Origin of the sequence: Arthrobacter sp. 135MFCol5.1 (genome assembly GCF_000374865.1) — a bacterium.
Taxonomy (GTDB): Bacteria; Actinomycetota; Actinomycetes; order Actinomycetales; family Micrococcaceae; genus Arthrobacter.
In genome coordinates this window covers 116,241-141,503 of record NZ_KB895460.1, presented here as the reverse complement: position 1 = coordinate 141,503, position 25,263 = coordinate 116,241, and the positions used below count along the sequence as shown (strand labels likewise).

The window sequence follows — 25,263 nt, the reverse complement described above, 5'->3', positions numbered from 1 at the left end:
GTGACTGCAGAACTCCTGGCCCAGTTGGCCATCCTCGCCCTGATCGACAGCACCAGCATCGGCACGCTGGTGATTCCCGTGTGGCTGCTCCTGCGCCGGGACTCCGGGGGGCGGGCAGCCGTCACCGGAAAGGCGGCGGCCTACCTCGCAGCCATCGGGCTCTTCTACTTCCTGCTCGGACTTGGCCTGCTGACAGGTGTGGCCGGGGCCGCCGGGGCGTGGGGTGCGGACCTCGGGGCCCTCGGCGGGTTGCCTGCGGTGCAGTGGGGAATGCTGGTGGCGGGCGGCGGTTTGCTGGCGTGGGCCGTGTTGGGAGGAAGGCCCGGGCGCGGGGTTTCCACGGCGACGGAGCCGCCCTTTCCAAGCAGGATGACCGGTTCCCCGGACACTGCACGCCTCCAAGGCCGCGGCGCCCGTGCCGAGCGGTCCAGCGGGGTGGCCGCTGCGCAGGAGCCCGGGCCATCACCGGTCGAGGCCCGGTGGCAGCGGAGGATTGGCCGTGCAGTGGGGACCCCCGGCGGACTGCTGGGCCTGGCGCTGCTCGCGGGATTGCTCGAGGTGCCCACCATGCTGCCGTATATCGGCGCAATTGGGCTGCTGACGACCTCCAGTGCTGGCTGGGCCCTTTCCGCTGCCCTCCTTGGCGCCTACTGCCTGGTGATGCTGTTGCCTGCCGGGCTCCTGGTGGCCGGCAGGCTTGCCCTTGGCAGCGTGCTGGATGCCCCGCTGGCGCGCCTTGGCGCGTGGCTGTCGCGGGTGGCCGGGGAGGCGGTGCTGTGGGTGGCAGGCATTGTGGGGTTCCTGATGCTCCGGGCCGCGCTGGCGGCACTCTTCCCGGATGCGGCCTGGAATCCCTTCGGTTAGGCAGCCGCTGATCCAGTCAGCAGCCGCAAGGCATCAAGCGTTTGACGTGGGCAAACGCCATCGCAACGTTAAGCGCTTGACGTAGACCACAAAACGGTGCCATGATCACTCCCGGAATACTGGACCCCTGCCTCCCCGGCAGGCCCCAATGACGTGGAGAACCATCGTGGAACCAAACCCGCAACAGAGTCAGCACCAGCCCCGGAAGATCATCCTGGACTGCGACCCCGGCCACGACGACGCCGTGGCCCTGCTGCTCGCGCACGGCAACCCGGACATCGAACTGCTGGCCGTCACCACGGTGGTGGGCAACCAGACCCTCGAAAAAGTCACCCGCAACGCCCTGGCCGTAGGCACCATCGCCGGCATCACCGGCGTCCCCTTCGCCGCCGGCTGCCCGCGGCCCCTGGTCCGCAGCATCGAAACCGCCCCGGACATCCACGGCGAGTCCGGCATGGACGGCCCCGCCCTGCCCGAGTCCACCATCGAACTGGACCCGCGCCACGCCGTCGACCTCATCATCGACACCGTCATGGCCCACGAACCCGGCACCGTCACCTTGGTCCCCACCGCCGGCCTGACCAACATCGCCCTGGCCGCCCGCAAGGAACCGCGAATCGTGGAACGGGTCAAGGAAGTGGTCCTGATGGGCGGCGGCTACCACGTGGGCAACTGGAGCGCCGTGGCCGAGTTCAACATCATCATCGACCCCGAGGCAGCCCACATCGTCTTCAACGAGAAGTGGCCCGTGGTGATGGTGGGCCTGGACCTCACCCACCAAGCGCTCGCCACCCCGGATGTCGTGGCGAAAATCGCCGCCATCGGCACCACCCCGGCGAAGTTCGTCACCGAACTGATGGACTTCTTCGCCCACACCTACAAGGACGCCCAGGGCTTCGACTACCCGCCCGTCCACGACCCCTGCGCCGTGGCCTACGTGATCGATCCCAGCATCGTCAGCACCCGCAAGGTGCCGGTCAACATCGAACTGCAGGGCACCCTCACCCTCGGCATGACCGTGGCCGACTTCCGCGCCCCCGCTCCCGCCGACTGCCACACCAGCGTGGCCGTGGACCTGGACCACGCGCGGTTCTGGGACCTTGTCACCGACGCACTGGTCCGCATCGGCGAGCCCGGCACCGGTGACCACAAGGACAATGGCACCGCGTCCGACGTCGAACCCGGCCGCAGTGCCCACCTCACCGCCGGAGGGGTCAAGTAAATGACTGCCACGACCACCGAAACCGCCACCGGCCGCGGCAATACCGCAGCCCTCATGACCGCCCTGCTGGCCGCCTGCGTGGCGTTCCAGCTCAACGCCTCCATGCTCAGCCCCGCCCTGGTGACCATGGGCGAGGAACTCAAGACCGACCAGGCCGTCATCGGCCTCTCCCAGACCTGGTTCTTCACCGCCGCCGCCCTGTTCTCACTGTTCCTGCCCCGCCTCAGCGACATTGTGGGACGCAAGAAAGTCCTGGTGGGCATGATGGTGCTGATGGCCGCGGGCTCCGTCATCGCCGCGCTCGCCCCGGACGTCACCTGGCTCTTCGTGGGCCGCATCATCCAGGGCGTCAGCGGACCCACCGTCCCGCTTTGCCTGATCATGCTGCGCTCCGCCGTGAGCAACCCGCGCAAATACGGCACGCTCATGGGCCTCATCACCGCCGTCAACGGCGGCGTGGCCGGCGTCGACTCCTTCGTGGGCGGCTACTTCGCCGAGCACTTCGGCTTCCGCAGCATCTTCTGGCTGATGGTGGTCCTGGCTGCCGCCGCCACCGCCCTCGTCCTGGTCCTTGCCAGGGAGAGCAAGCCTGCCGCAGGCACCACCATGGACTGGCGCGGCGTCTTCTTCATCGTCGTGGCCGTGGGCGCCCTGCTGACCGCCCTGAACGAAGGCTCCAAGCTGGTGGCCGGCTTCTCCGCCGCCACGCTGATGCTGGGCATTGCGCTGGTCCTCGTCTCCGCCGTCGCCTTCTTCGCCTTCTGGCGCACCGAACAGCGGGCCGCCCAGCCGATGGTGGAAACCGTGCACCTGCGCCAGCGCGCCACCTGGGCCCCCCTGCTCACCACCACCCTGACCATGACCGGCATCTTTGCCGTCATCAACGGCATCGTCCCGGCCTACGTCCAGGCCGCGGCGCCCGGCTTCAGCATCGGCCCCACCGAAATGTCGCTGATCATCCTCACCCCGTACGCCCTGCTCGGCTGGCTGGTGGGTCCGCTCAGCGGGCGGCTGGCCCCCGTCCTCGGGTACACCAAGGTGCTGCGGATCGGGCTCCTCGGCAGCATCGCCGCACTGGCCGTCATCGCCTTCCTCGGCCTGGGCAGCCTGCCGATGATGATTGCCGGCACCGTCTTGCTGGGCATCATGTACGCCGGTACCGTCAACATCATGCTCAACGGACTCGGCGTTGTCCTCTCGCCCGCCGGCAACCCCGGCTTCCTGCCCGGCATGAATGCCGGCGCCTTCAACCTGGGTGCGGGCCTGAGCTTCCTCATCCTGCCCGCGGTCCTGGTGGCCACGCAGGCGCTCGGCGATGCGAAGGCCTCCTACCTGACCGTCGTGCTTGTCGGGCTGGCCCTCACCGTGGCGGCGTTCGCCGCCTCGCTGCTGATTCCCAAGCCGGTTGAGGCCGAGGTGGCCCCGTGAGTGCCGCGGCGCAGAACACCGGCCGGATCGTCGTCGTCGGCTCCTTGAATGCAGACCTGACCATCTACTGCGAACGCCTGCCGCAGCCCGGCGAGACGGTGCACGGCAACGGATTCGCCGTGAACCCGGGCGGCAAGAGCGCCAACCAGGCCGTGGCCGCGGGCCGGCTGGGCGGACACGTCAGCCTGGTGGGTGCCGTGGGGGATGACGCCAACGGCAACATGCTCCAGGCCTCGGTTGCCGGTGCAGGGGTGGACGTGGGGCACGTGCGGACCTCCAGCGAACCCACCGGCGTCGCGGTGATCGCCGTGGACGCCCACGGCGAGAACAACATCATCATCTCCGCCGGAGCCAACGGCACCCTGTCCCCGGCCGACGTCGCCGGCGCCGCGGACGTCCTGGACGGTGCCGCCGTCGTCAGCCTCTGCCTGGAGGTGGCCATGCCCACCGTGCTGGCCGCAGCCCAGGCAGGGCACGACGCCGGCGCAACCGTTCTGCTGAATCTGTCACCGTACGCGCACATTCCGGCGGAGCTGGCTGAACTGACAGACGTCCTGCTGGTGAACGCCCACGAGGCGGCGCTGTTCCTTGGCCCCGGGGCTTCGGTCCCGGGCGCGGACGCCCACGCGGCGCAATGGGATGCGGTCCGGGAGCGGTTTGCCGGGCGTGGGATCCGGCAGGTCCTGGTGACCCTCGGCGCGCACGGGTCCGTGGTGCTGGATTCGGAGGCGGCTCCAGGCGCCCAGGTAACCTTCGTGGCGCCCACGCGCGTGGACGCCGTGGACACCACCGGAGCCGGCGACGCCTTCACGGGAGCGGTTGCCGTCCGGCTGGCCGCCGGAGACGCCCTCGCCGAAGCCGCCGCCTTCGCCTCTGTGGCGGCTGCCCTGGCCACCACCCGGAAAGGCACCCAGGCGGCGTACCCGGAGACGGCCGACGTCGAACGCCGCCTCCGCGCGTCCTGACCCTTCGCCAGCCGGGGGCTACGCCCGGGCCTTGGTCTGGACGGAGGTCCGTTCGACGGCGGGGCAGTGGATCTTCGCCGCCCCGTCGACGGCAGGGTCGAGGCCCAGAAGCATGCGGACACCCGCAGCGCCCAACTCGTAATGCGGCAGGGCAACCGTGGACAGCGGCGGGCGCAGGTGGGCGGCAATCACTTCCTGGTTGTCGAACCCCACCACCGCCATGTCGTCCGGGATGGCCAGGCCGTGTTCCCGCAGGCCGTCATAGAGGCCCATGGCCATTCGGTCGTTGTAGCAGAACACGGCGGTGACATCCCGTTTGAGCAGCTCCGCCGTGGCCCGGTAGCCGCCTTCCTGGTCCGGATAGGACTCCATCACCAGGGCCGGATCGAACGGGACGCCCGCCTCCTCCAGGGCCTGCCGGTATCCGGCCAGCCGGCCATCCTTGGCCGGCGCCGGAATGGTGGCATTGATGAACGCGATGCGCCGGTGGCCGTTCCGCAGCAGGATCTCCGTTGCCGAGCGGCCACCCTGGACCTCGTCCGGGACGACGGCCCGGGCGCCCGGCTCGTTCGAAAAGCAGTTCACCAGCACAAAGTCGGCTTCGCGCAGCGGGGCCGGGATATCGGTGGCCCGGTGGAACCAGGTGGAGTAGAGGATGCCGCGGACCTTGTATTCGAGCATCATGCTGATGGCGTCCTGCTCCAGCTCGCCGTTGCCCTCGGTATTGGCAATGAGCAGCGCATACCCGTGCTTCCACGCCTCGTCCTGCGCCCCGTGGATGATCTGGCCGGCAAAGGGCGTGGTGGCCACGCCGTCGGCCACCAGCCCGATGAACTTGGAGGTGCCGCTGACCAGGGTCTTTGCCATCGCGTTGGGCCGGTAGCCCAAGGTGCGGAGGGCCTCCTTCACCCGCCGCCGGGTTTCCTCGGCAATGCGGGCGTCCTTCTTCTTGTTGACCACCAGCGATACCGTGGCGGTGGAAACACCGGCCGCTTCCGCGACCTCGCGGAGGGTCACGGGGTGGGCCCGCTCCGGCGCGTGCGGCGGATCCTGCGGCGCGCCGCCGGCCGCGCCCGCACCATTCTCCATTGAACTCATCTGCCCTCCTTCAGGAGTATATCCAGCAGCAGGTGCCGTCATCCCTTGGTCGCTCCGCTCTCGAGCCCCTGGATCATGGCCTTGTTGAGCACCAGGAACACCAGCAGGAGCGGGGTGATGGTCACGCACACGGCCGCAAAGGTTGCCGTCCAGTCCACCTTGCCCATGGCGCCGATGTAGTTCTGCAGGCCCAGGGGGATGGTCTTGAGGTCCTCGGAGAGCACGAACGTGTTGGCGAAAATGAAGTCGTTCCAGATGAAGATGCTGTTCACCAGGACCACGGTGACCACCGTGTTCACTGACAGTGGCAGCGTGATCAGGCCGAAGATCCGGTACGGTCCCGCACCGTCCAGGGATGCCGCCTCATATGTCTCCTTGGGAATATATTCGTAGAACGAGGAGAACAGATAGACGGACATGGGCAGGGAGAAACCGGCCAGCGGGATGATCATCGACTGGTACGTATCCAGCAGGTTCACCTGCGAGTAGTCGATGAACAGCGGAACCAGGGCGATCTGCACCGGGACGATGATGCCGATGAGGAACAGCCCGCGGACCAGCTTGCTGAGCCGGAACCCCAGCACCTGAATGGCATAGGCGGCCATCATCCCCAGCAGGACGATGAGCACGTTGGCGCCCATGGTCACCACGAAGCTGTTCAGGATGTTCCGGCCCAGGTCGCCGGTTTCGAAGGCCCGGGCGTAGTTCTCCCACGTCAGCGAACTCGGCAACGCGAAGGGGTCGCCGGTGGCGAAGTCGTGTTCGCTGCGCAGGCTGGTCAGGAACTGCCAGGCCAGCGGATACACCTGCACGATCACGATGAGCGTGATCAGCACGCGGGAGAGTGTGCGGAACAGGTCCGGCCGGCGCTTGCGGCGCCTCACGGCGGGCGTGGGAGGTACGACGGCGGGCGGCTGGGCGGGCGGGGCTGCCTGGGTGATCATGCGTCTGCCTTTCGCTTCAGCAGGAACAGGATGAGGCCGACGGCGGCCAGGCACTCGATGACGATAAACACCGAGATGGTGCTCGCATAGCCAAAGTCCGTGCTGGTGAACGCCGTCTTGTACATATAGGTGGTGAGCAGTTCGGAGGACTGCCCCGGACCGCCGTTGGTCATCAGGTAGGGGATGTCGAACCCCCGCAGGCCGTACGTGGTGGCCATGATGGTGGTGGTGATCCACACCGGGCGGATGTACGGGAACCGGATCTTGCTGAACAGGGTCCAGCGGGACGCGCCGTCCAGGACGGCCGCTTCCTCCAGTTCCTTGGGCACCGCGAGCAGTGCCGCGTAGATGATCAGCATGTACAACCCGGTGAACCGCCAGCCTTCCGGTGCGGACACGGCCGCCAGGACCGTGTTCACATCCGAAAGCCACGGCCGTTCCAGGCTGCCCAGTCCGATCCAGTGGAGCAGCTGGTTCAGCAGCCCCACTGGTTCCAGCGAGTAGATCCGGACGAACAGGAAGGCAATGGCCACCGTGGAAATCACGGCCGGCAGCAGGTAGAGGGTCTTGATGAGCTCCCGTCCGCGGCGGAGGGAGGTAAGGAGGCTGGCGACTGCCAGGGCACCCCCGAGCTGCAGCACCAGGCAGATGGCGAGGTAGATCAGCGCGTTCAGGAACGCCCGCCAGAAGATGTCATCGCCGACGAACATCCGGATGTAGTTCGCCAGGCCGACGAATTCCATCTCGCTGATGCCGTTCCAGGAGAAGAAGCTCAGGAACAGGGACTGCAGGATGGGGAAGAGGACCGCAGCGCCATAGAGCAGCAGCGGCGGGAGCAGGAAGACCAGGACCGATGTCCGTGACCTGTTGGGCAGCATGGCGGACCTTTACTTGAAGAACTTGGGGGCGTTCTGGGCGATGGTGCTGTCCAGGGTTTCCGTGAACTGCTGGGGAGTGACCTCGCCCTGGACCAGCAGGACCAGTTCCTGCTGGAGCCGGCCGTTGGTGGTGGGGTCCAGCTGGGTGTCCCACGGCATGGCCTGCTTGGACCCGAGGTCCTTTGCCTGGTCCAGGGCCTTTTGGAACAGCGGCGTGGCGTTGGCGGGGACGGTGGTCTGGACGTCGGTGGTGGGCGACAGTGCGCCGGTGGCCGCGTATTGGGCGGGGTACTTCTTCAGGGCGAACTTCAGGAAGTCGCTGACCAGGGGATCGTAGGTCTTGGCGTTGACGGCCATGCCAATGCCCGACGGCGAGACGAACTCGTTCGCCGCCGTCACCGATCCTGCGGTGGTGGGCAGGGTGAAGAAGTCGACGTCGTTGCGGACGGCGGGGTTGAGCTTGTCGGTGGCCAGGCTGGGCAGCTCCCAGGTTCCGATGTTGTACATGGCGGCCTGGCCGGAGGTGAACTGGTTCTGCGCGTCGGAGTAGCCCTGGGCGGAGAAGCCGTCCTGGAAGCACTTGGCTTTACCCAGTTCGGCCATCCAGTTGACGGTCTTCTGCCCGGCGGCATCGCTGAACTTGGCATCGCCCTTTTTCAGTTTCTGCACAAAGCCGGGGCCGGCTTCGCGGAACGGCTGGTAGGCGACGTACCGCTCCAGCGGCCATTGGTCCTGGCCGTCGATGGCAATGGGGGTGATTCCCTTGCTGCGCAGGGCGGTGCACATGGCGGGGATATCGTCCAGGGACTTGGGTACGGCCACGCCGGCCTTGGCCAGCAGTGCCTTGTTGTACCACATGAACTCCAGCTCGAACTGGAACGGAATCATGTAAAGGGAGCCGTCGTCGAAGCGCTGGTAGTCCAGTGCCCCGGGGCGGTAGTTGCCGTAGATGTCCAGGGATTTCAGCAGCTTCTCGGCGTCGAGCATCTTGCCCTGTTTGGCCAGCTGCTGGGCGAACGGGGTGGCATCGGTGTCGAAAAGTTCGGGAAGCTTGTTGGCCGCGGCCAGGGTCTCAAGCTTCTGGATGTAGGAGGGCCGGTCAGGGGTGGTGATCAGGTTCAGCTTGAAGCCGGGGTGGTCCGCGGCGTATTCGTCGGCCAGCTTCTTCATGATGTTGATGACGGCGCCATCTGCCGGGCGGGAGAGGAGCCAGGAGATTTCATGGGGCTTCATCTCGCCGGTGGGGCTGACGTCGGAGGAATTCGTGGAACTGCCGCCGCCACAGGCGGTCAGTGCCAGGGCGGTGGCGGCTGCGACGGCGGCAGCGCGGAGCAGGTTTTTCATTTGGGGCAATCTCCCTTGATTGAACGGATCGTTGGAACGGGTCGGATGGAATGGAGGATGGGTATTCAGTTGTCGGTGCGCTTGCGGACTTCGAGATCTGTGACAGTGACCGAACCTTCGCCCGCGAACACGCCCAGTGCACCGGTGGGGAGGTCGTAGATGCGGGTACTCAGGGCCACCTGCCGGTCCACGACGGCGACGCACAGATCGCCGTCCACCACCACTTCCAGCGTGTGGCGTCCGGGTGCGAGGTCGCACGGGCGTTCAAGTTCTATGGCGTACGGGACGTCGCCCGAGACGTGCCATTGGGCGTCGCCGGTGACGGCTCGTGGCCAGCGGTCGAACACCAGGCGGCCGCGTTTCGGTTCGAGGCGGAGGACGTAGGAGTGGTCGCCGTCCGCGGTCGACCGCAGCAGCAGCCCGCATTCCGTGGTGCCGGGGCCGATGTCCAGCACCGCCTTGGCGTAGAACTGCGTGGGCATCGGATTCGCAGACATGGCGGCAGCGTAGCCGTCCGGGACGTCCAGCCGGAGGGGCAGCCCGCTTCCAAGCTCAAGCGGGACGTTGTCCCAGAAGCTGTCCACCAGTTCGTCGGCGAACCCGAACGCCAACGTCCCGTCGGCGTTTTGGCGGGCCTCCAGCACGGCCATGGTGCCCGCCCACTGCCAGGCGCCGTCGTCGGAATTTCCTTCCTTGCTGGCGATCCAGCCGAAGAAGAACCGCCTGCCGTCCCGCTCCGCCGTTTTTGCAGCGTAGAAGGCGCGCCCGTCGATGCTGTCCCGGGCCGGAACGGTCCACGGGCCGTCGGGGCTCGTGGCCATCCGGTACCGGGTGGTGAAGGTTTCGGAGAACTCCGAGTAGACCATGTACCACCAGCCGCCCCACTGGAACACGTCGGGGCACTCATGGGTGATGTACCGGCGGGGATCCCAGAAGGGTTCGGCGTGGGACCAGGTCATCAGGTCGGTGGAGACGCACTGCGCGATCACGCCCCGGCGGCGTTCCGGTCCGGTGGAGTGCCTGGCGGCAAGGAGCATTCGCCACACGCCGGCTGCCTCATCGCGGAAGACGAAGGGGTCCCGCCAGTCTGCGGAATCGTACCCGTCCGGGGCGCCGAAGGTGAGTTCGGGGTGCTTGGTCCAGGTGGCCATCCCGTCGGTGCTGGTGGCATGCATGACCAGTTGCAGGGGCAGGCCGCCGGGGCCGAGGTTGGCCGGGTTCTGGCCGGTGTAGAAGAGGTGGTGGACGCCGGACTCGTCGGCGACGATGCTGCCGGTATAGCAGTTGAAGTCCAGGTCGTCTGCGGTGCCGTGGTGGAGGGCCACGCCATGGTCCTGGAACTGCGTGAGGTCTTTGGTGGTCACCAGGTTCCACGCCGTACCGGGCTTCGGATCGGCGCGCACTTCATGAAGATAGAAGAGCCAGAACTCGCCATCCTTCTGGAAGGGGATAAGGTCTCCAACCCACGCATCGGCGGGCTGGAAGAAGACTGGGTAGCTCATCAGCGGTGATGTCGTTCTGCTAAAGCGTTTGATCACCTAGAAGCTAGCGTGAAAGCAGGCGCTGATCAAGCGTTTTAGCAAAAATACTTTCCGAGGTGCCCACGGCCGCCCGGGATTCCCTGCGCGCGGTCTTCCACATGACCCCGCCATCGGGATGGCTGTGCGACCCCCAGCGGCCGGTATTCGTCAACGGGGCCCACCACCTGTACTACCTGCATTCCACGCAAAACAACGGGCAGGGCGGGTGGGACCATGCCAGCACCACCGACGCCGTGGCCTTCACCCATCACGGCGTGGCGCTGCCGCTGCAGCCCGATTTTCCCGTGTGGTCCGGATCCGCAGTGGTGGACACCGCCAACACCGCAGGCTTCGGCGCCGGAGCGATCGTCGTGCTCGCCACGCAGCCCACGGACGGCATCAGGAAATACCAGGAGCAATACCTCTACTGGTCCACCGACGGCGGTTACACGTTCACGGCCCTCGCGGACCCGGTAATCGTCAACACGGACGGCCGGGCGGCCACCACACAGGCAGAGATCGACAACGCGGAATGGTTCCGGGACCCCAAGATCCACTGGGACGCTGCCCGCAACGAATGGGTGTGCGTGATCGGCCGCGCCCGGTACGCCGCCTTCTACACATCCGTGAACCTGCGGGACTGGCAGCTGAAACGCAACTTCGACTACCCCAACCACGCGCTGGGCGTGGGCGTGTCCGTCGGCCGCTCCGCGGACGGTGCCCGCCACACAAATATCGGCAAATACGGTGCTGAGCTCTACGTCGACCGCGCACCCTCGGACCTTGCCGGCTACTCACTGGTGCCGTATACCCGTGCCGCGGCCCCCATTGACGCCGCCGCCAGGTCCGTGCACCTGCGCATCTTCGTGGACACCCAGAGCGTGGAGGTGTTCGTGAACGCCGGGCACACGGTTTTGTCGCAGCAGGTGCAGTTCACCGGCGGCGATACCGGCATCTCGTTCTACAGTGACGGGGGACCGGCCGTCTTTTCCGGAATCACCATCCGTGCCTTCTGAACGGTCTAGCTGAGCGCTTCCAGGGTGGTGCCGGTGCAGTCCGCGAGCTGCGCCAGCAAAGCATCCTGGAAACGGGGGTCGCCGGCTGCCGGATGCGGGGTTTGCCGCTCCTGGTGAAACCAGTAGCCGCCGCTGGCCAAGGCCTCCGCATCATCGCTGGTGGCCAGCCACTCCTGGGTGCGGTGGCCCAGTTCCAGGCTGTCAGGCGCCGACCGGCCACCCATCCGGGTGGGCACCCAGCCGGGGTCGACGGCGTTGCTGGCGACGTGTGGCACCAGCCGGGCCAGCGCCAAGGTCAGCGCAGTGACCTGGAGCTTGGTGGTGGAGTAGGAGGCCGTCGTCGTCCGCCCTTCCCAGTCCAGGCCGCCTAGGCCGGCGTCCCCGCCCCGGTGCATGCCGCTGCTCAGGTAGACCAGGCGGCGCGGACCGGGCATGAGGGCCGTCAGCAGGTAAGGGGCAACCACGTTGACGGGCAGCAGCGCCGGGCCGCTGAGTACGCCGGCGTTGTGGATGACGGCGTCGATGTCGCCGATTCCGTTGGCGTCCGCCGCCAGTTGCCTGACGTCCGCCAGGACGGCCAGGTCTCCGACGACGCTCTGCGCCCCGCGGTCCAGCAGGTGCTGTACTGCGGGGAGCCGACGGGAGGACCGCGCATGCACGATCACCTCGTGGCCGTCCCGGAGCAGCGTCTCCGCCGTCGCCAGGCCCAGCCCGTCAGTGGAGCCGGTGATGAAGATGCGTGCCACGGTCAGCCTTTCCTTCGATGGTGGGAGGCGTGACGGCCCAGGCGTCACGCCAGGGCCGTCACATCCGAGAACATCCGGTCAACGGCGCGGGGGGCAAAGATGTCGCGCATCACCAGTGTGGTGAGTCCGTGGCAGGCCGCCAGGTCTTCCGGGTGGCCTGCTTCCACCACCATGCCTTCGGCGATCCGGTCAACGACGTCGGCGAGGACCCGGCGGCCCACCCGCTCCACGAACGTTGCCAGGGAACCCAACTGCCCGCCGAGTACCAGCCGGTCCGGGTTCAGCGTGGTGACGGTGGCGGCAAGTGCCTGCCCCAGGACGTCCGCAGCCGAGTCGAGGGCGTTCAGCACCTCGGCGTTTCCGGCCATCGCTGCATCGCGTACCTGGCCCGCCGTCGAAAAGTCCAGATGACCGAGCTGGTCCTGGATGGCGCGGCCGGAACTGTAGGCTGCGAGGCAGCCGCGGCGCCCGCACCGGCACAGCGGCCCGTCCGGTGTCATCCGGATGTGGCCGATGTCGCCGGCCGACCCGTGGGCGCCCCGGAGGATTGATCCCTCCACCACGATGCCGCAGCCGATGCCCGTCCCGACCTTCACGTAGACAACCGTTTCGGTGTCGCTGTTCCGTTCGCCCAGGGCGGCGGCGCGCGCGTCATTTTCGATGACAAGGGGCAGATCCCATGCCGCTTTCACGGCCGACACCACCGAGTCCGGGGCCCAGCCTGGGATGGTGGTTGGGTGTTTCACGAATCCGGTGACTGCCTCCACCGGCGCGGGGAGGCTGACGCCGATGCCCAGGAGGGTCTCACCCGCGCCTTGCGCCAGCAGCGCGCGTCCGTCCTGGATCAACGGATCCAGGACGGACGCGGCGGGCTCACTGATGTCGAGCCCCCTGGTCACGGAGCGCAATTGCCTGCCGGTGGTGTCGGCAATGCTTACGGTGCCGTGGGTCTGGCCGAGCGTGATGGCCAGGACCACCCGGCCCCGGTCTTCGAAGCGGATCTTCCGCGAAGGGCGTCCGCCGGTTGAATCCAGCGGTTCTGCTTCATAGATGTAGCCCCGGCGGGTGAGGGTATCCAACCGTTCATACAACGTGGCCCGTGACATCCCCGTGGTGGAAAGGAGCTGCTGGCGGGACAATCCGTCCGCGGCGCGGATCAGCTCCAGCAGGTGTCCGTGCGACGTCGCTCCACCCAAGCTGGCAGGCACTCTTTCAACGGTCACGCGGCCCCCTTCTCCCGGTCCACAAGCCTACTTGCCCGACGCGTCCTCCCGCGCGGTTCCAATCCACTCCAAGGCTGCTGCCGCTGTCCATGCCTGGGCGAGGCTCCCCAGCGGTTCGCCGGTGAAGGGCTCGTAGTACTCGCCGAACTGCAGGTCGGAGAGTTGCTGAAGTGATGCGGACCGGAGCTCCGCGAAGAGCCCCGTGGCACCGTCACGGGCGCTGGCCCAGCCCAGGAGCAGGTTCAGGAAGGGCCATACCGGTCCACGCCAATAGGTCCGCGGCCGGAACGCGTCGCTGGTTGGCGAGGTCGAAGGGGGCAGCGGAAACCGGAGCTCCGGGAAGCCCATCCAGCGCGGTCCGCGCAGGAGGTCGCGCTGGGCCGCGAGGAGGGCAGGATCGCCGCCGGCGACGAGGGGGGCGAAGCCGGAAACCGTCTCAGTGCCGATCCACTCCTTGGCGAGCACGTCATAGTCCCTGGCCAGCCCGGTTTCCGGGTCCACCGTGGACGCCACCCCCGCACGGAACCGCGCCGCCATTCCCTGGAGCTCCAAGGCATCCTGTTCGCGTCCGAGTTCCATGGCCAGTCCGGCGAGGACCTCGCTGGACGCCGCCATGATGGCGGAGAAGAAGACGTCCCGGACCCGGAAATCGACCACGTCCTGCACTGCGGCGTCATCGAATTTAACCTCTGCCATCTGCTGCACCAGCCAGAGGTACTTGGTGTACTCGGCGTCGTCGGGCCGTTCGCTGGCGTCCGCGACGTGCAGGACGTCCCGGCGGGTATAGGCCGGAACGGCCCCCGGCGCGATCCTTGAGTAGGGGCCGTCCCAGCGGGGTGAATTATCGAAGCCCGATTCCCAGCCGTGGTGGATTTCGACCAGGCCCACACCGTCCGGGTCGCGGACCGTGGCCAGCCACCGGTGCCACGCCAGCCAACCGTCAAAGGACTCGGCCAGGAACTCCTCGGCCGCTTCCTGGTCGGCGCCGCCGTTTTCCCGCCCGCGGTCAACGATGTGGCGCAGGGCGATGGCGTGCACGGGCGGTTGGCAGATGCCGCTGCTGCGGATTCCTGCGGGCAGTGCTGCAGCGTCTGCTGTTCCCCACCGGTCGAAGCCCGGGAAGTAGCCGGTGTCATTGTCGCTGAAGACGATGTGCGGAATCATCCCCGTGGACCACTGCGCGCCCAGCAGGCTGCGCAGTTCCGTGACGGCGCGGGGGACGTTGGTGCGGGCAAGCCCGATGGCAACGAATGCCGCGTCCCAGCTCCACATATGGGGGTACAGGTTGGGGGCCGCGCTGGTCATGGTGCCCAGGTCGTTGATCTTCAGGACGTCGATGGCGGCTGAGCGCAGTTCTTCACTGGACAGGGAGCGGGTCGGGTTCATTTGGCCTCCAGTGCCATTGATGTTTCGCGGTCATAGACGCGCATAGTGTTCGGGGCGAAGCCCAGCCAGATGGTGTGCCGGGGAGCCGTCTTGAAAGTGGGCGGTGCCTGGACCTTGAGGCTGTGGCCGTCCACATCCACCGTGAGCAGGACGGTGGATCCCATCGGTTCGACGACGAGGACCGTGGCCGCCACGTCGCCTGAAGAGCGCTGGTTGCTGACTGTCACGTTCTCCGCCCGGACGCCCAGGAGAACGTCCTTGCCCGCAAAAGAGCGCAGGATGGACGGCGCCATGAGCTGCTGTTCACCCAGGACCAGCGTGCCGCCGTCGTGGCTGACCGCGGCATCCAGGAAGTTCATGGGCGGGGACCCGATGAAGCCGCCCACGAACTGGTCGGCAGGCGCGTCGTAGACGTCCAGCGGATCTCCCAGCTGGACGATGCGGCCCTTGCGCATGACGGCCACCTGGTCGCCGAGGGACAACGCCTCGCTTTGGTCGTGGGTGACGTAGACCGTTGTGGTGCCGAGGTCCTGAACGATCTTCTTCAGCTCGGACCGGAAGGTCAGGCGCAGCAGGGCGTCGAGGTTGGACAGCGGTTCATCCATCAGCAGCACATCGGCATCCATCACGATGGCCCGTGCCACGGCCACCCGCTGCCGTTGTCCGCCGGAGAGGTTGGCCGGAAGCCGGTCCAGGTATGGACCCAGCTGGAGAAGGTCGGCGGCCCACTGGACCTTCCGCTCAATCTCGTCGGCCGGCACCTTCGCCATCCGCAGCCCGAAGCCGATGTTGTAGCGGACCTTGCGGTGCGGAAACACAGCGTAGGACTGGAACACCATGGAGAGGTTGCGCTTGTTTGGCGGCAGGTAGGTGACGTCACGGCCGCCGATGGAGATCGAGCCGGAGTCCGGAAGTTCGAGTCCGGCGATCATCCGCAGCAACGTGGTCTTCCCGCAGCCGGACGGTCCCAGCAGGACGGTGAACTCGCCGTCGCGGATGGACAGGGACACATCGTCCGTGGCGCGCTCGGATCCGCCCGGATACGTCTTAACAAGGTTGGAGATCTGGATATCAGCCACAATCGGCTCCTTTGGGGAAAGTGGTGGCAGGCCGGCGCGGCCTAACGGATGGTTGAGCCCCACATGTTGGTGAGGTAGCGGCGCATCAGCGCGATAAAGATGATGGACGGAATGACCAGGGCAAAACCGCCCGCAAACCGGTACGCCAGCGGGGAGTCGGACAATGAGCTGAGGACCTGGGCGGGGAGGGTGCGGTGGTCAAGGGTGAGGATCGACGCACCCAGCACTTCGTTCCAGGACATGACGAAGGTAAAGATCGACGCCGCGGCGAGGCCCGGCAGTGCCATGGGCAGCACCACCCGCCCGAATGCGCCGAGCGGTGAGCAGCCAAAAAGGCGTGCCGCTTCCTCGACATCGATGGGAACGCTGAGGAAAACGCTGGCGGAGATCAGGATTGTGGTGGGCAGCGCCAGTGCGGTGTGCAGGAGGATCACTGCATAGGTCGTGTCGTAAATGTCCACCGTGAGGAAGAGCCTGGCGAGCGGGACGGACAGCACCACGATCGGCAGGGCACGGGTGAACAGCAGGAAGAGTTGGTAGGGATCCTTGCCTCGGAAGCTGAAGCGGGCCAGCGCGTATCCCGCGGGTACGCCGATCAGCGCCGCCAGGACCAGCGTTCCGGCCCCGACGATCAGCGAGTTCCCCAGTGCCCCGAAAATGCCCGTCGCCCCCAGGAAGCCGTTGAGCGTTTCCACGGAGAGGTTGGTGGGAAGGAGCGAGAGCGGAAAATCGTTGAGCGACGCCCTGGTGGAAAGCGCTGCGAGGGAGATCAGGTAGATGGGAATCAGCATGAACAGCGAGACGGCGATGCATGCCGCCTGCAGCAGGAACCGGTTCCGCTTCTGCCGGGCGATGGGTATGGTGTCCACTGTGGGGCTCATCGGAGTCCTCCCTGGTTCTTGTCGCGGAGCGCCCGCAGGTAAAAGATCGACGTGGCCATCGAGACGACGAGGATGACCAGGGCCAGTGCGGCAGCCACGTTGGGGTTCTGCAGCCCGGTGTACCAGCGGTACGTTTCGCCCACCACCAGGGGGAAATTCTGGCCGGTTAGCGCCTGCGCCACGGCGAACGTCTGGAAAGCGAGGATGGTCCGGAGGATCAAGGCCACCTGGAGGCTGGGTTTCAGCAGCGGCAGGGTCACGTGCCGCAGGCGCTGCCAGAACGTGGCACCAAATACCTGCGCGGCCTCGTCGTAGTCCTTGGGGATGCCTTGGAGCCCGGCGACGACGATGATCAGCACCAGGGAGGTTGCCCGCCAGAGTTCGGCGATGAGGACGCAGATGAACATGCTGGTCTGGTTGTCGTAGGCGAGCCACGAAGTGCCCTGCAGGCCCATCCATGAGAGCACCGAGTTCAGGTATCCGCGGTCGTTGAAGATCGCAAGCCAAACCAAACCGGCCGCCAGGTCGCTGAGGGCCAGGGGAATGGCCCAGATGAAGAAGTGGACCTTGTGCAGCCGCGGATTGCTCCGCAGCATCAGGGCCATGGCGATCGCAAGCGCGAACTGCAGGGGGATCATCACAACGATCAGGAGCAGCGTGTTGCGGACTGCCGGCCAAAAGTACGGGTCCTGCACCATGCGGCTGACAAACTCGAGGGTGAAGCCCTGGTCATCCTTGAAGGCCTGCAGGACGCCCTGGATAACGGGCCAGCCCAGGAGCAGGGCCATGAAGATGACGGACGGGGCAATCAGCAGGACCGCGGGCGGTATCCTGCGCCGCCGCGGTGGAGCAACTGTTGCGGCTGCTGTGGGGGGTGCCTCTACGGCCATTACGCTACCTCGCATTTCATCGAGATCGGATCGGGCGCCCAGCAAGGAACATTCAGGCCCTTCAGGATGGTGTTCAGCTGGGTTGCCTGCGTATCGAGGACCTGCTGGATGGGCCGGGTTTCCAGGCAAATCTGCTGGAAGCAGTTCTTGAAGATCTGTGAAACTTCCCCTTCCTTGGCGCCCAGCCCTACCGGCGGAAGTGCCAGCAACGCCCCGGCGGATCGCTGTTGCCGGCGTACCGCTGCGGCCTCCAGCGCGATGGCACCGGTCAGGTCCGAGGGAAGTTCGGTCTGGACCACAGGGAAGAACGCGTTGCTGCGCAGGGTCTCGATCTGGGAGGCCGGCTCGGTCAGGGCCCGGATGGCCTTCTCGGCAAGATCGCGGTCCTTGCCGTTCCTGGGCAATGCCATACCCGCGATGATCAGCATGTATCCACGCCCCTTCGGCCCACGGGGCGCCGGGACCATCAGCCAGTCGTCGGGTTTGTCTGCCGGCGCGTTGACCAGGCGTGCAACGTGGTCCCAGGCGACCAGGATTTCGCCGCGGGCCAGGGGTTCCTGCATGTAGTCGTAGTTGGTGGAGGCCGGGGCCATGGCGGACCACAGTTCCTGCATATAGGACCACGCGGCCACCGCATCCTGGTTGCGGAACGTGGTGATTTGGCCGCCGGTAAAGCTGGGCAGCAGGAACCCCTGGTAGAAGCGGTGGTGCAGGCCTTTGGGGCCGGCGGGCATCCCGAATACCGGCCTGCCGGCACCCTGTTTGGCGGCTTTGGCCCAGGCCAGGTAGCCCTCGTAGGTCAGGTCGTTGACGTCCACGCCGGCGGGCAGCCACTCCAGGGCCTTCTTGTTCACGGCCACCACGTAGGTGGCTTGCATCCAGGGGACATAGCGCGAGGTGGCGCCGCCCACCTTGGTGAGGTCAAGCATTTCCTTGGTGAACCCGCGCCCGGCCAGGTCCCGGAGGAGGGCGTCGACATCCTCGAGGGAGTCGGCGAGCGGGGCCAGTTCACCGTGCAGGCCGCCCAGAAGGGAGGTTTTCACGTTCCCGGCGGCCGCCTGGGTGCTCACCGTTGAGGAGAAAACGCCGGGGTCCACGGAGTTGTAGGCCATGGGCACCTTGGCGAACTTCTTGAGGACCGCTTCGTACCGTTGCTTTTCTTCCACCGGGGTGAACTGGGTGGACAGGAACCCTACGGTTCCCTGGCCTGCGGCCGCGCCGCTGGTGTCGAACCCCGCGCAGGATGCCAGGAACGGCGCTGACATGGCCGTTCCCAATCCGGCCAGGAGGAGGCTTCTGCGGGAAACGGCACTGCGCCGGGGGTGGAATGTGGTGTCTGTCATTGACTGCTCCCATCGGATGTGCGCCACTGCACAAACTTTCGTTTAAGCATTAGACATAAGTGGCGCAGTGTCAACCCTCCGTGGGGAGCGTGCGGCCCCCGGAGTTAACGGAAAGAGCCCGGTGCCGCCGTGCGGCACCGGGCTCTGGATCGCGCGGATTAGTGGCGGATGCCGCCGTCGTGCGTCCTGACTGCGGCGGTTCCGTTCACCGGCCCGGCTGCGGGGTCTGCCCCCGTTGCCGCGAACAAGCGGGCCTTTTGCGTTGCGGGGCCGAAGATGGCCAGGGCGACGGCGCCGAAGAGCCAGGTGCCGGCGATGAAGAAGAAGACGCTCTGGTAGCCGCTGCCGTTATAGAGGGCAGCGATGATCAGCGGACCGGCAGCATTGGAAAGCCGGCCCAGTCCGTAGGATACGCCGGTGCCCATGGAGCGTCCGTTGGTGTCGAACAGTTCGGGCGAGTAGGCGTAGGCAAGTGCCGTGTAGCCGCGCTCGAACAGGTTGACCAGGAAGCCGAACAGGACGATCAGCACCGGGTTGAACGTGAGGCCGTAGAGGAGGCCGCATACGGCGATGATGGTGCCAAAGACCACCAGGCACCACTTTCGCTCGAAGCGGTCCGTGACCAGGGACGCGAGGTAGGAGCCGAGGGGTGCGCCGACCGTGGTCAGTGCCACGTAGAAGATGGAGTTTTCAACGCTGAAGCCTTCCTTGGCCAGCAGCGTGGGTGCCCAGCTGGAGTAGCCGAAGAAGCCGATGGTCTGGGTGACCCAGAGGACGGTGAGGAGGAGGGTGGGTGCCAGGTATTTCTTCTGCAGCAGCAGCGTCAGGGGTGCCTTGGCGGCGGCGGGAGTTTCGACCGGGGCGGCGGGCGCGGGGAGGGCTCCCTTCTCCGCGCTGACGGTGGCCTCGATTTCCTTGAGGATGGCGTCTGCTTTGGCGTAGTCGCCCTTGTTTTCATACCAGCGCGGGGATTCCTTGAGCCGCCGCGTGAACAGGATGAAGAGTATGCCCAGTGCGCCCCATACGTAGACCAGCCGCCAGGTCCAGTCCGCCAGGGGGACCACCAGGCTGGCGATGAGGTTGGTGGCCGGTGTCCCGCAGATGCCGATGACGATCGCATATGCCTGGTACTTGCCGCGCTTGGCCGCGGGGAACAGTTCGTTGACGTAGATGACCGCCACCACGGTCATGGCGGAGAGCCCGGCCGAGGTGAGGATCCGGAAGAGGCCCAGCGACACGATGTCCCAGGAGAACGCGGCTACCAGCGAGAAGGACGCGTACCAGAGGGTGGTGATGACCAGGGCATTCTTGCGGCCCCAGCGGTCTGCCATCCAGCTGGCGATGAGTGAGCCGAAGAACATGCCAACGAAGGAAGCGGACGTCACGTATGCCACCTCGTTGACGCTGACACCCCACAGCTTGATCAGTTTGGGCACGGTGGTGGCGAAGCTGTTGATGTCGGCGAACTCGAAGAAGTAGGCGAACGAGACGGCCACCAGGGCGATCTTATGGAATTTGGAAATTGGCAACCGGTCGAGGCGGTTGGCGGCGTTGGAATGCATCATTGAAATCCTTGGGGCAAGAGGGAGGCAGGCTAGGCGTTTTCGCCGGGCCAGTAGAGGTTCATGGGGTTGGTGACGAGGAGTTTGTGCTGGAGGTCCGGGGTGGTGGCCACGTGCGGGATGTAGTCCACCAGGAGTCCGTCGTCCGGCATGTGGTGCGTGAGGTTCGGGTGTGGCCAGTCGGTTCCCCACAGGACACGGTCCGGAAATGCCTCGACGACGGTGCGGCCGAACGCCATAACGTCGCGGTACGGGGCGGGCTCCCCGTCCAGCGCGGGCGGACCGGAGATGCTGAGCCGTTCCGGGCAGCTGACCTTGACCCAGACGTCATTGTTCTCCACGAAGCGCAGGAACCTGCCGAACTCCGGCCCGGTCGCCGGTTTGGCCACGTCGGGGCGCCCCATGTGGTCCACCACCAGCGGCGTGGGCAGCGAACCGAAGAAACCTTCCAGCCCTTCTAGGTCCTGGCCTTCGAAGTAGATGACCACGTGCCAGCCCAGCGGGGCGATCCTGCGGGCGATTGCGGCCAGTTCCTCTTGCGGTGCCGCGTTGACCAGCCGCTTCAGGAAGTTGAACCGGACACCACGCACCCCTGCGGCGTCCAGCCGTTCCAGCTCGGCGTCGCTGATGTCCGGGCGGACGGTGGCCACTCCGCGGGCGCGGCCCTTGGAGGCTCGGACGGCGTCCACCATGGCGCTGTTGTCGGCGCCGTGGCAGGTGGCCTGCACGATCACGTTGCGGCTGACGCCCAGGTGGTCCCGCAGGGCGAACAATTGGTCCTTGCCGGCGTCGCAGGGCGTGTACTTCCGCTCCGGCGCGAACGGAAACTCGTTCCCGGGCCCGAAGACGTGGCAGTGCGCGTCCACTGTGCCCGCCGGAAGCGTGAAGCGTGGCGTGGAGGGGTTGCTGTACCAGTCGAGCCAGCCGGGTGACTTGGTGAAGGTGCTGTCCATGGGGTTCCTTTGGCCGGCAGGTGAATGGGCGGCAGTCCCGCGTGCGTCAGTGGACATAGCGCAGGCCTGCCTCTTCGAGGGGTCCGCGCATGTTGTAAATGTCGAGTCCGAGTTCTCCGTTGGCAAAACGGAGGCGTTTCGCCTCTTCGTTGTCTTCGCGCTTCCGCGCAGCCTCCGCGACGTCCGCGGCGCGCGCGGCGGGGACGACGACGACGCCGTCGACGTCCGCGACCACTACGTCGCCCGGGTTGACCAGGGCGTTGGCACAGATAACGGGGATGTTGACGGATCCGAGGGTGGCTTTGACGGTGCCTTTGGAGTTGATGGCGCGGCTGAAGACCGGGAAGTCCATCTCCTCCAGCGCGGCGACGTCGCGGCAGCCGCCGTCGATGATCAATCCGCGTGCGCCGCGGGCTTTGAGTGAGGTGGCGAGCAGGTCGCCGAAGAAGCCGTCTTCGCTTTCGGTGGTGCACGCGGCCACCACGACGTCCCCGGGCTGGACCTGTTCGGCGGCGACGTGCATCATCCAGTTGTCTCCGGGCTGGAGCAGCACGGTGACGGCGGTGCCGCACATGGCGGCGCCGGGGTAGACGGGGCGAAGGTAGGGGCGCATGAGGCCCAGCCGGCCCATGGCTTCGTGGATGGTGCTGACGCCGAAGGCGGAGAGGGCTTTGACGTCCTGTTCCGCTGCGCGGGTGATGGTGGTGTGGACCACGCCGAGTTCCTGCATGTTCGGGCTCCTGGGATGGCTAGCGGCCCTGCTGCTTGAGCAGGGCGTTGAGGCGGGGGTAGACGGTGCGGGCGTTCTGTTCGTGGACGGCGGCCAGGTCGGCTTCGTTCAGCCCGGCGGCGTCGAGGTAGCGGGCAGTGTCGTCGAAATTGTGGCCGGTGCAGGGGTCGATGTCCCGGACGGCGCCGATCATTTCGGAGGCGAACAGGATGTTCCTGGTGGGGATGACGTCCAGGAGCAGATCGACCCCGGGCTGGTGGTAGACGCAGGTATCGAAGAAGACGTTGCGCAGCAGGTGTTCTTCGAGGGCCGGTTTGCCCAGTGCCATGGCCAGGCCCCGGAAGCGTCCCCAGTGGTACGGGACGGCACCGCCGCCGTGCGGGATGACGAGTCTTAGGGTGGGGAAGTCGGTGAACAGGTCGCCCTGGATGAGTTGCATGACGGCGGTGGTATCGGCGTTGAGGTAGTGCGCGCCCGTGGTGTGGAAGGCTGGATTGACGCTCGTGCTGACATGGACCATGGCGGGGATGTCGAATTCGACCATTTTTTCGTAGATCGGGTACCAGTACCGGTCCGTCAGCGGCGGAGCGGTCCAGTGCCCGCCGGAAGGGTCGGGGTTCAGGTTCAAGGCCACGGCTCCGTATTCCTCAACGCAGCGTGTGAGTTCCGGGATGGATGTGGCCGGATCCACGCCGGGGGACTGGGGAAGCATCGCGGCCGGGACGAACCGGTCCGGGAAGAGCCGGCTGACCCGGTAGCAGAGCTCATTGCAGATCGACGCCCACTCGGCCGAGGTCTCGAAGGAACCGATGTGGTGTGCCATGAAGGAAGCCCGCGGCGAGAAGACGGTGAGGTCGATCCCGCGTTCGTCCATGAGCCGCAGCTGGTTCGCTTCGATGCTCTCCCGGAGTTCGTCGTCGGAAATTCTCAAATCTGCCGGGGACGGCGCCAAGGCGGGATCCTGCAGTGCGGCGACCTGCCGGTCCCGCCACTGCCCCAGGGCGGCCGGCGCCGTGGTGTAGTGGCCGTGGATGTCGATAATCACAGTGTGTGCTCCTGGAATGAGGGATGGGCGGGGACCATGACGGCGCCCGCCATGAGAAGCCGGGCCGTGCGGATCAGCGCGGATTTGACCACTTTGGTGGGGTCGTGGGCGTCCAGGCCGAGCTCGACGGTGAATTCACCGCTGGGGTGTTCAACTGCGACCGTGGGCGCGGTTCCCTCTGGCAGTACGGCGACGTCGTGCGCCACAGTCCCTTTGAGGATTGCGGCGGTGGCGGCCGTGACCGCGGCGAGCACGCCGATGGATTCATGGCAGACGTGCGGGATGAAGCTGCGGGTATTGACCGCACCGCCGGAGGCCGGCGCTGAGACCAGGGTCATTTTGGGGTAGTTCTTGCCCGTCACGTCGCCGAGGCCCATGAGTTTTCCGCATGCCAGCCGCAGGTCCTCAAGGCGGCCCTTGAGTTCGGTGTCCTTGTTAAGGTCGACGACGGACTCCCGCCCCGTGCGGCCCAGGTCACCGGCGTTGATGATCACCAGCGGTTGGCCATTGTCGATGCAGGTCACCTCCACCGCCCCCACCCCGGCGATATCCACGGTGTCGCGGAGGTTGCCGGTGGGCAGCAGTGAGTCGCAGACCGAGCCCGCCGTGTCCAGGAAGTTGATGGTCACTGGCGCGGCCGTGCCGGGAACACCGTCGATCCGGGCGTCTCCGGCGTATTCGACGTACCGTCCTGCCGGCCCCATGGGCGTCCGGACTGTAATCTCGGCGACCATGCCGGTGTTCACGGTGAGGACCCGCGCCGTGGTGGTGTCGCCGTCGGGAGTTAGAAGTCCTGACTCAATCGCGAACGGGAGCGCGGCCGCCAGCATGTTACCGCAGTTGGGCGTGGTATCCACCTGGCTGCTGTCCGGCTGGAGTTGAGCAAACAGGAACTCAAGGTCCACCCCATCCCGATCACAGATCGAGACAATACCGGCTTTGCTGGTTAATGGGTGGGCGCCGCCCAGTCCGTCGATTTGTCGCGGATCCGGCGAGCCCATGGCAGCAAGCAGGACCGCGTCCCGGGTGGCTGTGTCGGCCGGGAGATCGGTGGCACGGAAGAACGGGCCCTTCGACGTCCCGCCGCGCATAAGCCAACAGGGTACGGGGGTTTGGCCCCCGTCTGGCTGTCCGACGTGAGCATGCTTGGTATGCGGCGCCACTGGGTCCACACGGCCCGCGCTCGCCGTCAAGGGAATGCCCTCATCCATGGTCTGTCCTTCGGTGATGTGGGAGGGCGCCCTCGGTAGCGGCGCCGTCGCCTCAAGTGAACCAAGTTACATTCGAGATTGTCAACAATTTCTTCTACATTTATGTTGACGGTTCTCTTTAGGGGTGGATGTCCCTGGATGGAGGGGCAAGTAGGCTGGTACAAAGTTGTTGACAATATTGCTTGCCCTGGACAAGCGCACGGAGGTGGCAAGGCATGGAAACCCTCGAAGGCATCACGGGCCGGTCCCTTACGGTTGCCGAACTGGTGGATGTACTGAGGTCCGCCATCGTGGGCGGAGACCTGGTGCCAAACCAGCGTCTGGTGGAGGCGGACTTGGCCTCCGAATATGGGGCCAGCCGGGGAAACATTCGGGCCGCGTTGGCGGAACTGACGGTCGAAGGCTTGGTGGAGCGGGTCCAGAACCGCGGCGCCCGTGTGCGCGCTGTTTCCGTGGAAGAGGCGGTGGAGATCACCGAGGTCCGCGCCGCCCTCGAGGCGCTCTGCGCACGGAAGGCGGCCGAACGGATTACGGAGGGTGAAGCGGCCGAACTTCAGGAGCTTGCCGGGCGGATGAAGGACGCCGTGGAGCGCGGTGACCGGGACTCCTATTCGGAGTGCAACCAGATCCTGCATGCCAGGGTCATCGACATCAGCGCACAGCAAACGGCCGCAGCTACCATCCACCGGCTCCGCGGCCAGGCCGTTCGCTTCCAGTTCCGGCTCGCCCGGCAGCCCGGCCGGCCGGCAGTTTCGCTGCCCCAACACCTCGCGATCATCGACGCTGTCTGCGCGCACAATCCGGATGCCGCCGCTGACGCGATGCGGGTGCACCTGGAGAGCGTCGCTGACGTCATCCGCTCAACGCACACCTAGGACGCGCCACCCCGCACAACGTGCGGTCCCGCCACGCGTGCTGAGGACCCGGCACACATG

At 66.4% G+C, this 25,263-nt stretch carries 23 protein-coding genes; 6 read left to right on the top strand and 17 right to left on the bottom strand.

All coding sequences use genetic code 11. The features are described 5' to 3' along the window. The 4 genes from C563_RS21380 (at position 1) to C563_RS0114315 (ending at position 4,479) form a co-directional block, all read left to right on the top strand. Positions 1-864 carry a GAP family protein gene (locus tag C563_RS21380; protein ID WP_018762760.1) on the top strand — a complete coding sequence of 288 codons (864 nt, stop codon included), beginning with the start codon at positions 1-3 and terminating at the stop codon, positions 862-864. Positions 865-1,012: 148 nt separating this feature from the next. After that, positions 1,013-2,086, top strand: a complete 1,074-nt coding sequence (gene uriH / locus C563_RS0114325) for a uridine-preferring nucleoside hydrolase UriH (protein ID WP_018762759.1) — start codon at positions 1,013-1,015, stop codon at positions 2,084-2,086. Further along, positions 2,087-3,514 carry a uridine transporter UriT gene (gene uriT, locus C563_RS0114320; RefSeq protein ID WP_018762758.1) on the top strand — a complete coding sequence of 476 codons (1,428 nt, stop codon included), beginning with the start codon at positions 2,087-2,089 and terminating at the stop codon, positions 3,512-3,514. After that, a complete protein-coding gene (locus C563_RS0114315; protein ID WP_018762757.1) occupies positions 3,511-4,479 on the top strand; it encodes a ribokinase in 969 nt (322 codons plus the stop codon). The genes uriT and C563_RS0114315 overlap by 4 nt, the downstream gene beginning before the upstream one ends. An 18-nt stretch (positions 4,480-4,497) precedes the next feature. On the opposite strand, the gene C563_RS0114310 is transcribed toward C563_RS0114315, so the two are convergent. From C563_RS0114310 to C563_RS0114290, 5 genes are all read right to left on the bottom strand, one after another. After that, positions 4,498-5,568 (bottom strand): LacI family DNA-binding transcriptional regulator, encoded by a 1,071-nt coding sequence (locus C563_RS0114310; protein WP_196803355.1) that lies wholly within the window; start codon positions 5,566-5,568, stop codon positions 4,498-4,500. A gap of 47 nt (positions 5,569-5,615) precedes the next feature. Next, positions 5,616-6,521 (bottom strand): carbohydrate ABC transporter permease, encoded by a 906-nt coding sequence (locus C563_RS0114305; RefSeq protein ID WP_018762755.1) that lies wholly within the window; start codon positions 6,519-6,521, stop codon positions 5,616-5,618. Then, positions 6,518-7,399, bottom strand: a complete 882-nt coding sequence (locus C563_RS0114300) for a carbohydrate ABC transporter permease (protein WP_018762754.1) — start codon at positions 7,397-7,399, stop codon at positions 6,518-6,520. The genes C563_RS0114305 and C563_RS0114300 overlap by 4 nt, the downstream gene beginning before the upstream one ends. A gap of 9 nt (positions 7,400-7,408) precedes the next feature. Further along, a complete protein-coding gene (locus tag C563_RS0114295) occupies positions 7,409-8,743 on the bottom strand; it encodes an ABC transporter substrate-binding protein (RefSeq protein WP_018762753.1) in 1,335 nt (444 codons plus the stop codon). A gap of 65 nt (positions 8,744-8,808) precedes the next feature. Further along, positions 8,809-10,245 (bottom strand): GH32 C-terminal domain-containing protein, encoded by a 1,437-nt coding sequence (locus C563_RS0114290; RefSeq protein WP_018762752.1) that lies wholly within the window; start codon positions 10,243-10,245, stop codon positions 8,809-8,811. 137 nt (positions 10,246-10,382) lie between these two features. Here C563_RS0114290 and C563_RS21375 point away from each other — a divergent pair, with 137 nt between their 5' ends. Next, positions 10,383-11,279 (top strand): glycoside hydrolase family 32 protein, encoded by an 897-nt coding sequence (locus tag C563_RS21375; protein ID WP_155845191.1) that lies wholly within the window; start codon positions 10,383-10,385, stop codon positions 11,277-11,279. A gap of 5 nt (positions 11,280-11,284) precedes the next feature. Here C563_RS21375 and C563_RS0114280 read toward each other — a convergent pair whose 3' ends face one another. From C563_RS0114280 to C563_RS0114225, 12 genes are all read right to left on the bottom strand, one after another. After that, a complete protein-coding gene (locus C563_RS0114280) occupies positions 11,285-12,025 on the bottom strand; it encodes an SDR family NAD(P)-dependent oxidoreductase (RefSeq protein WP_018762750.1) in 741 nt (246 codons plus the stop codon). A gap of 44 nt (positions 12,026-12,069) precedes the next feature. Beyond that, positions 12,070-13,248, bottom strand: a complete 1,179-nt coding sequence (locus C563_RS0114275) for an ROK family transcriptional regulator (RefSeq protein WP_026264852.1) — start codon at positions 13,246-13,248, stop codon at positions 12,070-12,072. A 27-nt stretch (positions 13,249-13,275) separates the two neighbouring features. Then, positions 13,276-14,634: a glucosylglycerate hydrolase gene (ggh, locus tag C563_RS0114270; protein ID WP_018762748.1), complete on the bottom strand. Its 1,359-nt coding sequence runs from the start codon at positions 14,632-14,634 to the stop codon at positions 13,276-13,278. Next, complete coding sequence (locus C563_RS0114265; protein WP_018762747.1) at positions 14,631-15,713, bottom strand: ABC transporter ATP-binding protein; 1,083 nt, start codon at positions 15,711-15,713, stop codon at positions 14,631-14,633. The genes ggh and C563_RS0114265 overlap by 4 nt, the downstream gene beginning before the upstream one ends. Before the next feature lie 41 nt (positions 15,714-15,754). Next, positions 15,755-16,594, bottom strand: coding sequence for a carbohydrate ABC transporter permease (locus tag C563_RS0114260; protein ID WP_018762746.1), 840 nt, complete (start codon positions 16,592-16,594; stop codon positions 15,755-15,757). Continuing rightward, positions 16,591-17,484 (bottom strand): carbohydrate ABC transporter permease, encoded by an 894-nt coding sequence (locus tag C563_RS0114255; RefSeq protein WP_018762745.1) that lies wholly within the window; start codon positions 17,482-17,484, stop codon positions 16,591-16,593. The genes C563_RS0114260 and C563_RS0114255 overlap by 4 nt, the downstream gene beginning before the upstream one ends. Continuing rightward, positions 17,484-18,827: an ABC transporter substrate-binding protein gene (locus C563_RS0114250; protein ID WP_018762744.1), complete on the bottom strand. Its 1,344-nt coding sequence runs from the start codon at positions 18,825-18,827 to the stop codon at positions 17,484-17,486. The genes C563_RS0114255 and C563_RS0114250 overlap by 1 nt, the downstream gene beginning before the upstream one ends. Before the next feature lie 158 nt (positions 18,828-18,985). Then, positions 18,986-20,392 (bottom strand): MFS transporter, encoded by a 1,407-nt coding sequence (locus C563_RS21370; RefSeq protein WP_018762743.1) that lies wholly within the window; start codon positions 20,390-20,392, stop codon positions 18,986-18,988. Positions 20,393-20,421: 29 nt separating this feature from the next. Continuing rightward, the gene (locus C563_RS0114240) at positions 20,422-21,342 is read right to left on the bottom strand and encodes an amidohydrolase family protein (protein WP_018762742.1); all 921 of its coding nucleotides are present in this window, start codon (positions 21,340-21,342) and stop codon (positions 20,422-20,424) included. Between the two features lie 46 nt (positions 21,343-21,388). Beyond that, positions 21,389-22,072: a 4-carboxy-4-hydroxy-2-oxoadipate aldolase/oxaloacetate decarboxylase gene (gene ligK, locus C563_RS0114235; protein WP_018762741.1), complete on the bottom strand. Its 684-nt coding sequence runs from the start codon at positions 22,070-22,072 to the stop codon at positions 21,389-21,391. Positions 22,073-22,091: 19 nt separating this feature from the next. Further along, positions 22,092-23,117 carry an amidohydrolase family protein gene (locus C563_RS0114230; protein WP_018762740.1) on the bottom strand — a complete coding sequence of 342 codons (1,026 nt, stop codon included), beginning with the start codon at positions 23,115-23,117 and terminating at the stop codon, positions 22,092-22,094. After that, complete coding sequence (locus C563_RS0114225; RefSeq protein ID WP_255414754.1) at positions 23,114-24,280, bottom strand: 4-oxalomesaconate tautomerase; 1,167 nt, start codon at positions 24,278-24,280, stop codon at positions 23,114-23,116. The genes C563_RS0114230 and C563_RS0114225 overlap by 4 nt, the downstream gene beginning before the upstream one ends. Before the next feature lie 263 nt (positions 24,281-24,543). Between C563_RS0114225 and C563_RS0114220 the strand changes: the two genes are divergently transcribed. Beyond that, complete coding sequence (locus C563_RS0114220; protein WP_018762738.1) at positions 24,544-25,203, top strand: GntR family transcriptional regulator; 660 nt, start codon at positions 24,544-24,546, stop codon at positions 25,201-25,203. The last annotated feature ends 60 nt before the right edge of the window (positions 25,204-25,263 follow it).

What these genes read in the sequence shown, in the direction of transcription:
- uriH (WP_018762759.1), top strand. Translation starts at nt 1,013, where the DNA reads ATGACGTGGAGAACCATCGTGGAACCAAACCCGCAACAGAGTCAGCAC.
- uriT (WP_018762758.1), top strand. Translation starts at nt 2,087, where the DNA reads ATGACTGCCACGACCACCGAAACCGCCACCGGCCGCGGCAATACCGCA.
- C563_RS0114310 (WP_196803355.1), bottom strand. Translation starts at nt 5,568, where the DNA reads ATGGAGAATGGTGCGGGCGCGGCCGGCGGCGCGCCGCAGGATCCGCCG.
- C563_RS0114305 (WP_018762755.1), bottom strand. Translation starts at nt 6,521, where the DNA reads ATGATCACCCAGGCAGCCCCGCCCGCCCAGCCGCCCGCCGTCGTACCT.
- C563_RS0114300 (WP_018762754.1), bottom strand. Translation starts at nt 7,399, where the DNA reads ATGCTGCCCAACAGGTCACGGACATCGGTCCTGGTCTTCCTGCTCCCG.
- C563_RS0114295 (WP_018762753.1), bottom strand. Translation starts at nt 8,743, where the DNA reads ATGAAAAACCTGCTCCGCGCTGCCGCCGTCGCAGCCGCCACCGCCCTG.
- C563_RS0114290 (WP_018762752.1), bottom strand. Translation starts at nt 10,245, where the DNA reads ATGAGCTACCCAGTCTTCTTCCAGCCCGCCGATGCGTGGGTTGGAGAC.
- C563_RS21375 (WP_155845191.1), top strand. Translation starts at nt 10,383, where the DNA reads ATGACCCCGCCATCGGGATGGCTGTGCGACCCCCAGCGGCCGGTATTC.
- ggh (WP_018762748.1), bottom strand. Translation starts at nt 14,634, where the DNA reads ATGAACCCGACCCGCTCCCTGTCCAGTGAAGAACTGCGCTCAGCCGCC.
- C563_RS0114260 (WP_018762746.1), bottom strand. Translation starts at nt 16,594, where the DNA reads ATGAGCCCCACAGTGGACACCATACCCATCGCCCGGCAGAAGCGGAAC.
- C563_RS0114255 (WP_018762745.1), bottom strand. Translation starts at nt 17,484, where the DNA reads ATGGCCGTAGAGGCACCCCCCACAGCAGCCGCAACAGTTGCTCCACCG.
- C563_RS0114250 (WP_018762744.1), bottom strand. Translation starts at nt 18,827, where the DNA reads ATGACAGACACCACATTCCACCCCCGGCGCAGTGCCGTTTCCCGCAGA.
- C563_RS21370 (WP_018762743.1), bottom strand. Translation starts at nt 20,392, where the DNA reads ATGATGCATTCCAACGCCGCCAACCGCCTCGACCGGTTGCCAATTTCC.
- C563_RS0114240 (WP_018762742.1), bottom strand. Translation starts at nt 21,342, where the DNA reads ATGGACAGCACCTTCACCAAGTCACCCGGCTGGCTCGACTGGTACAGC.
- ligK (WP_018762741.1), bottom strand. Translation starts at nt 22,072, where the DNA reads ATGCAGGAACTCGGCGTGGTCCACACCACCATCACCCGCGCAGCGGAA.
- C563_RS0114220 (WP_018762738.1), top strand. Translation starts at nt 24,544, where the DNA reads ATGGAAACCCTCGAAGGCATCACGGGCCGGTCCCTTACGGTTGCCGAA.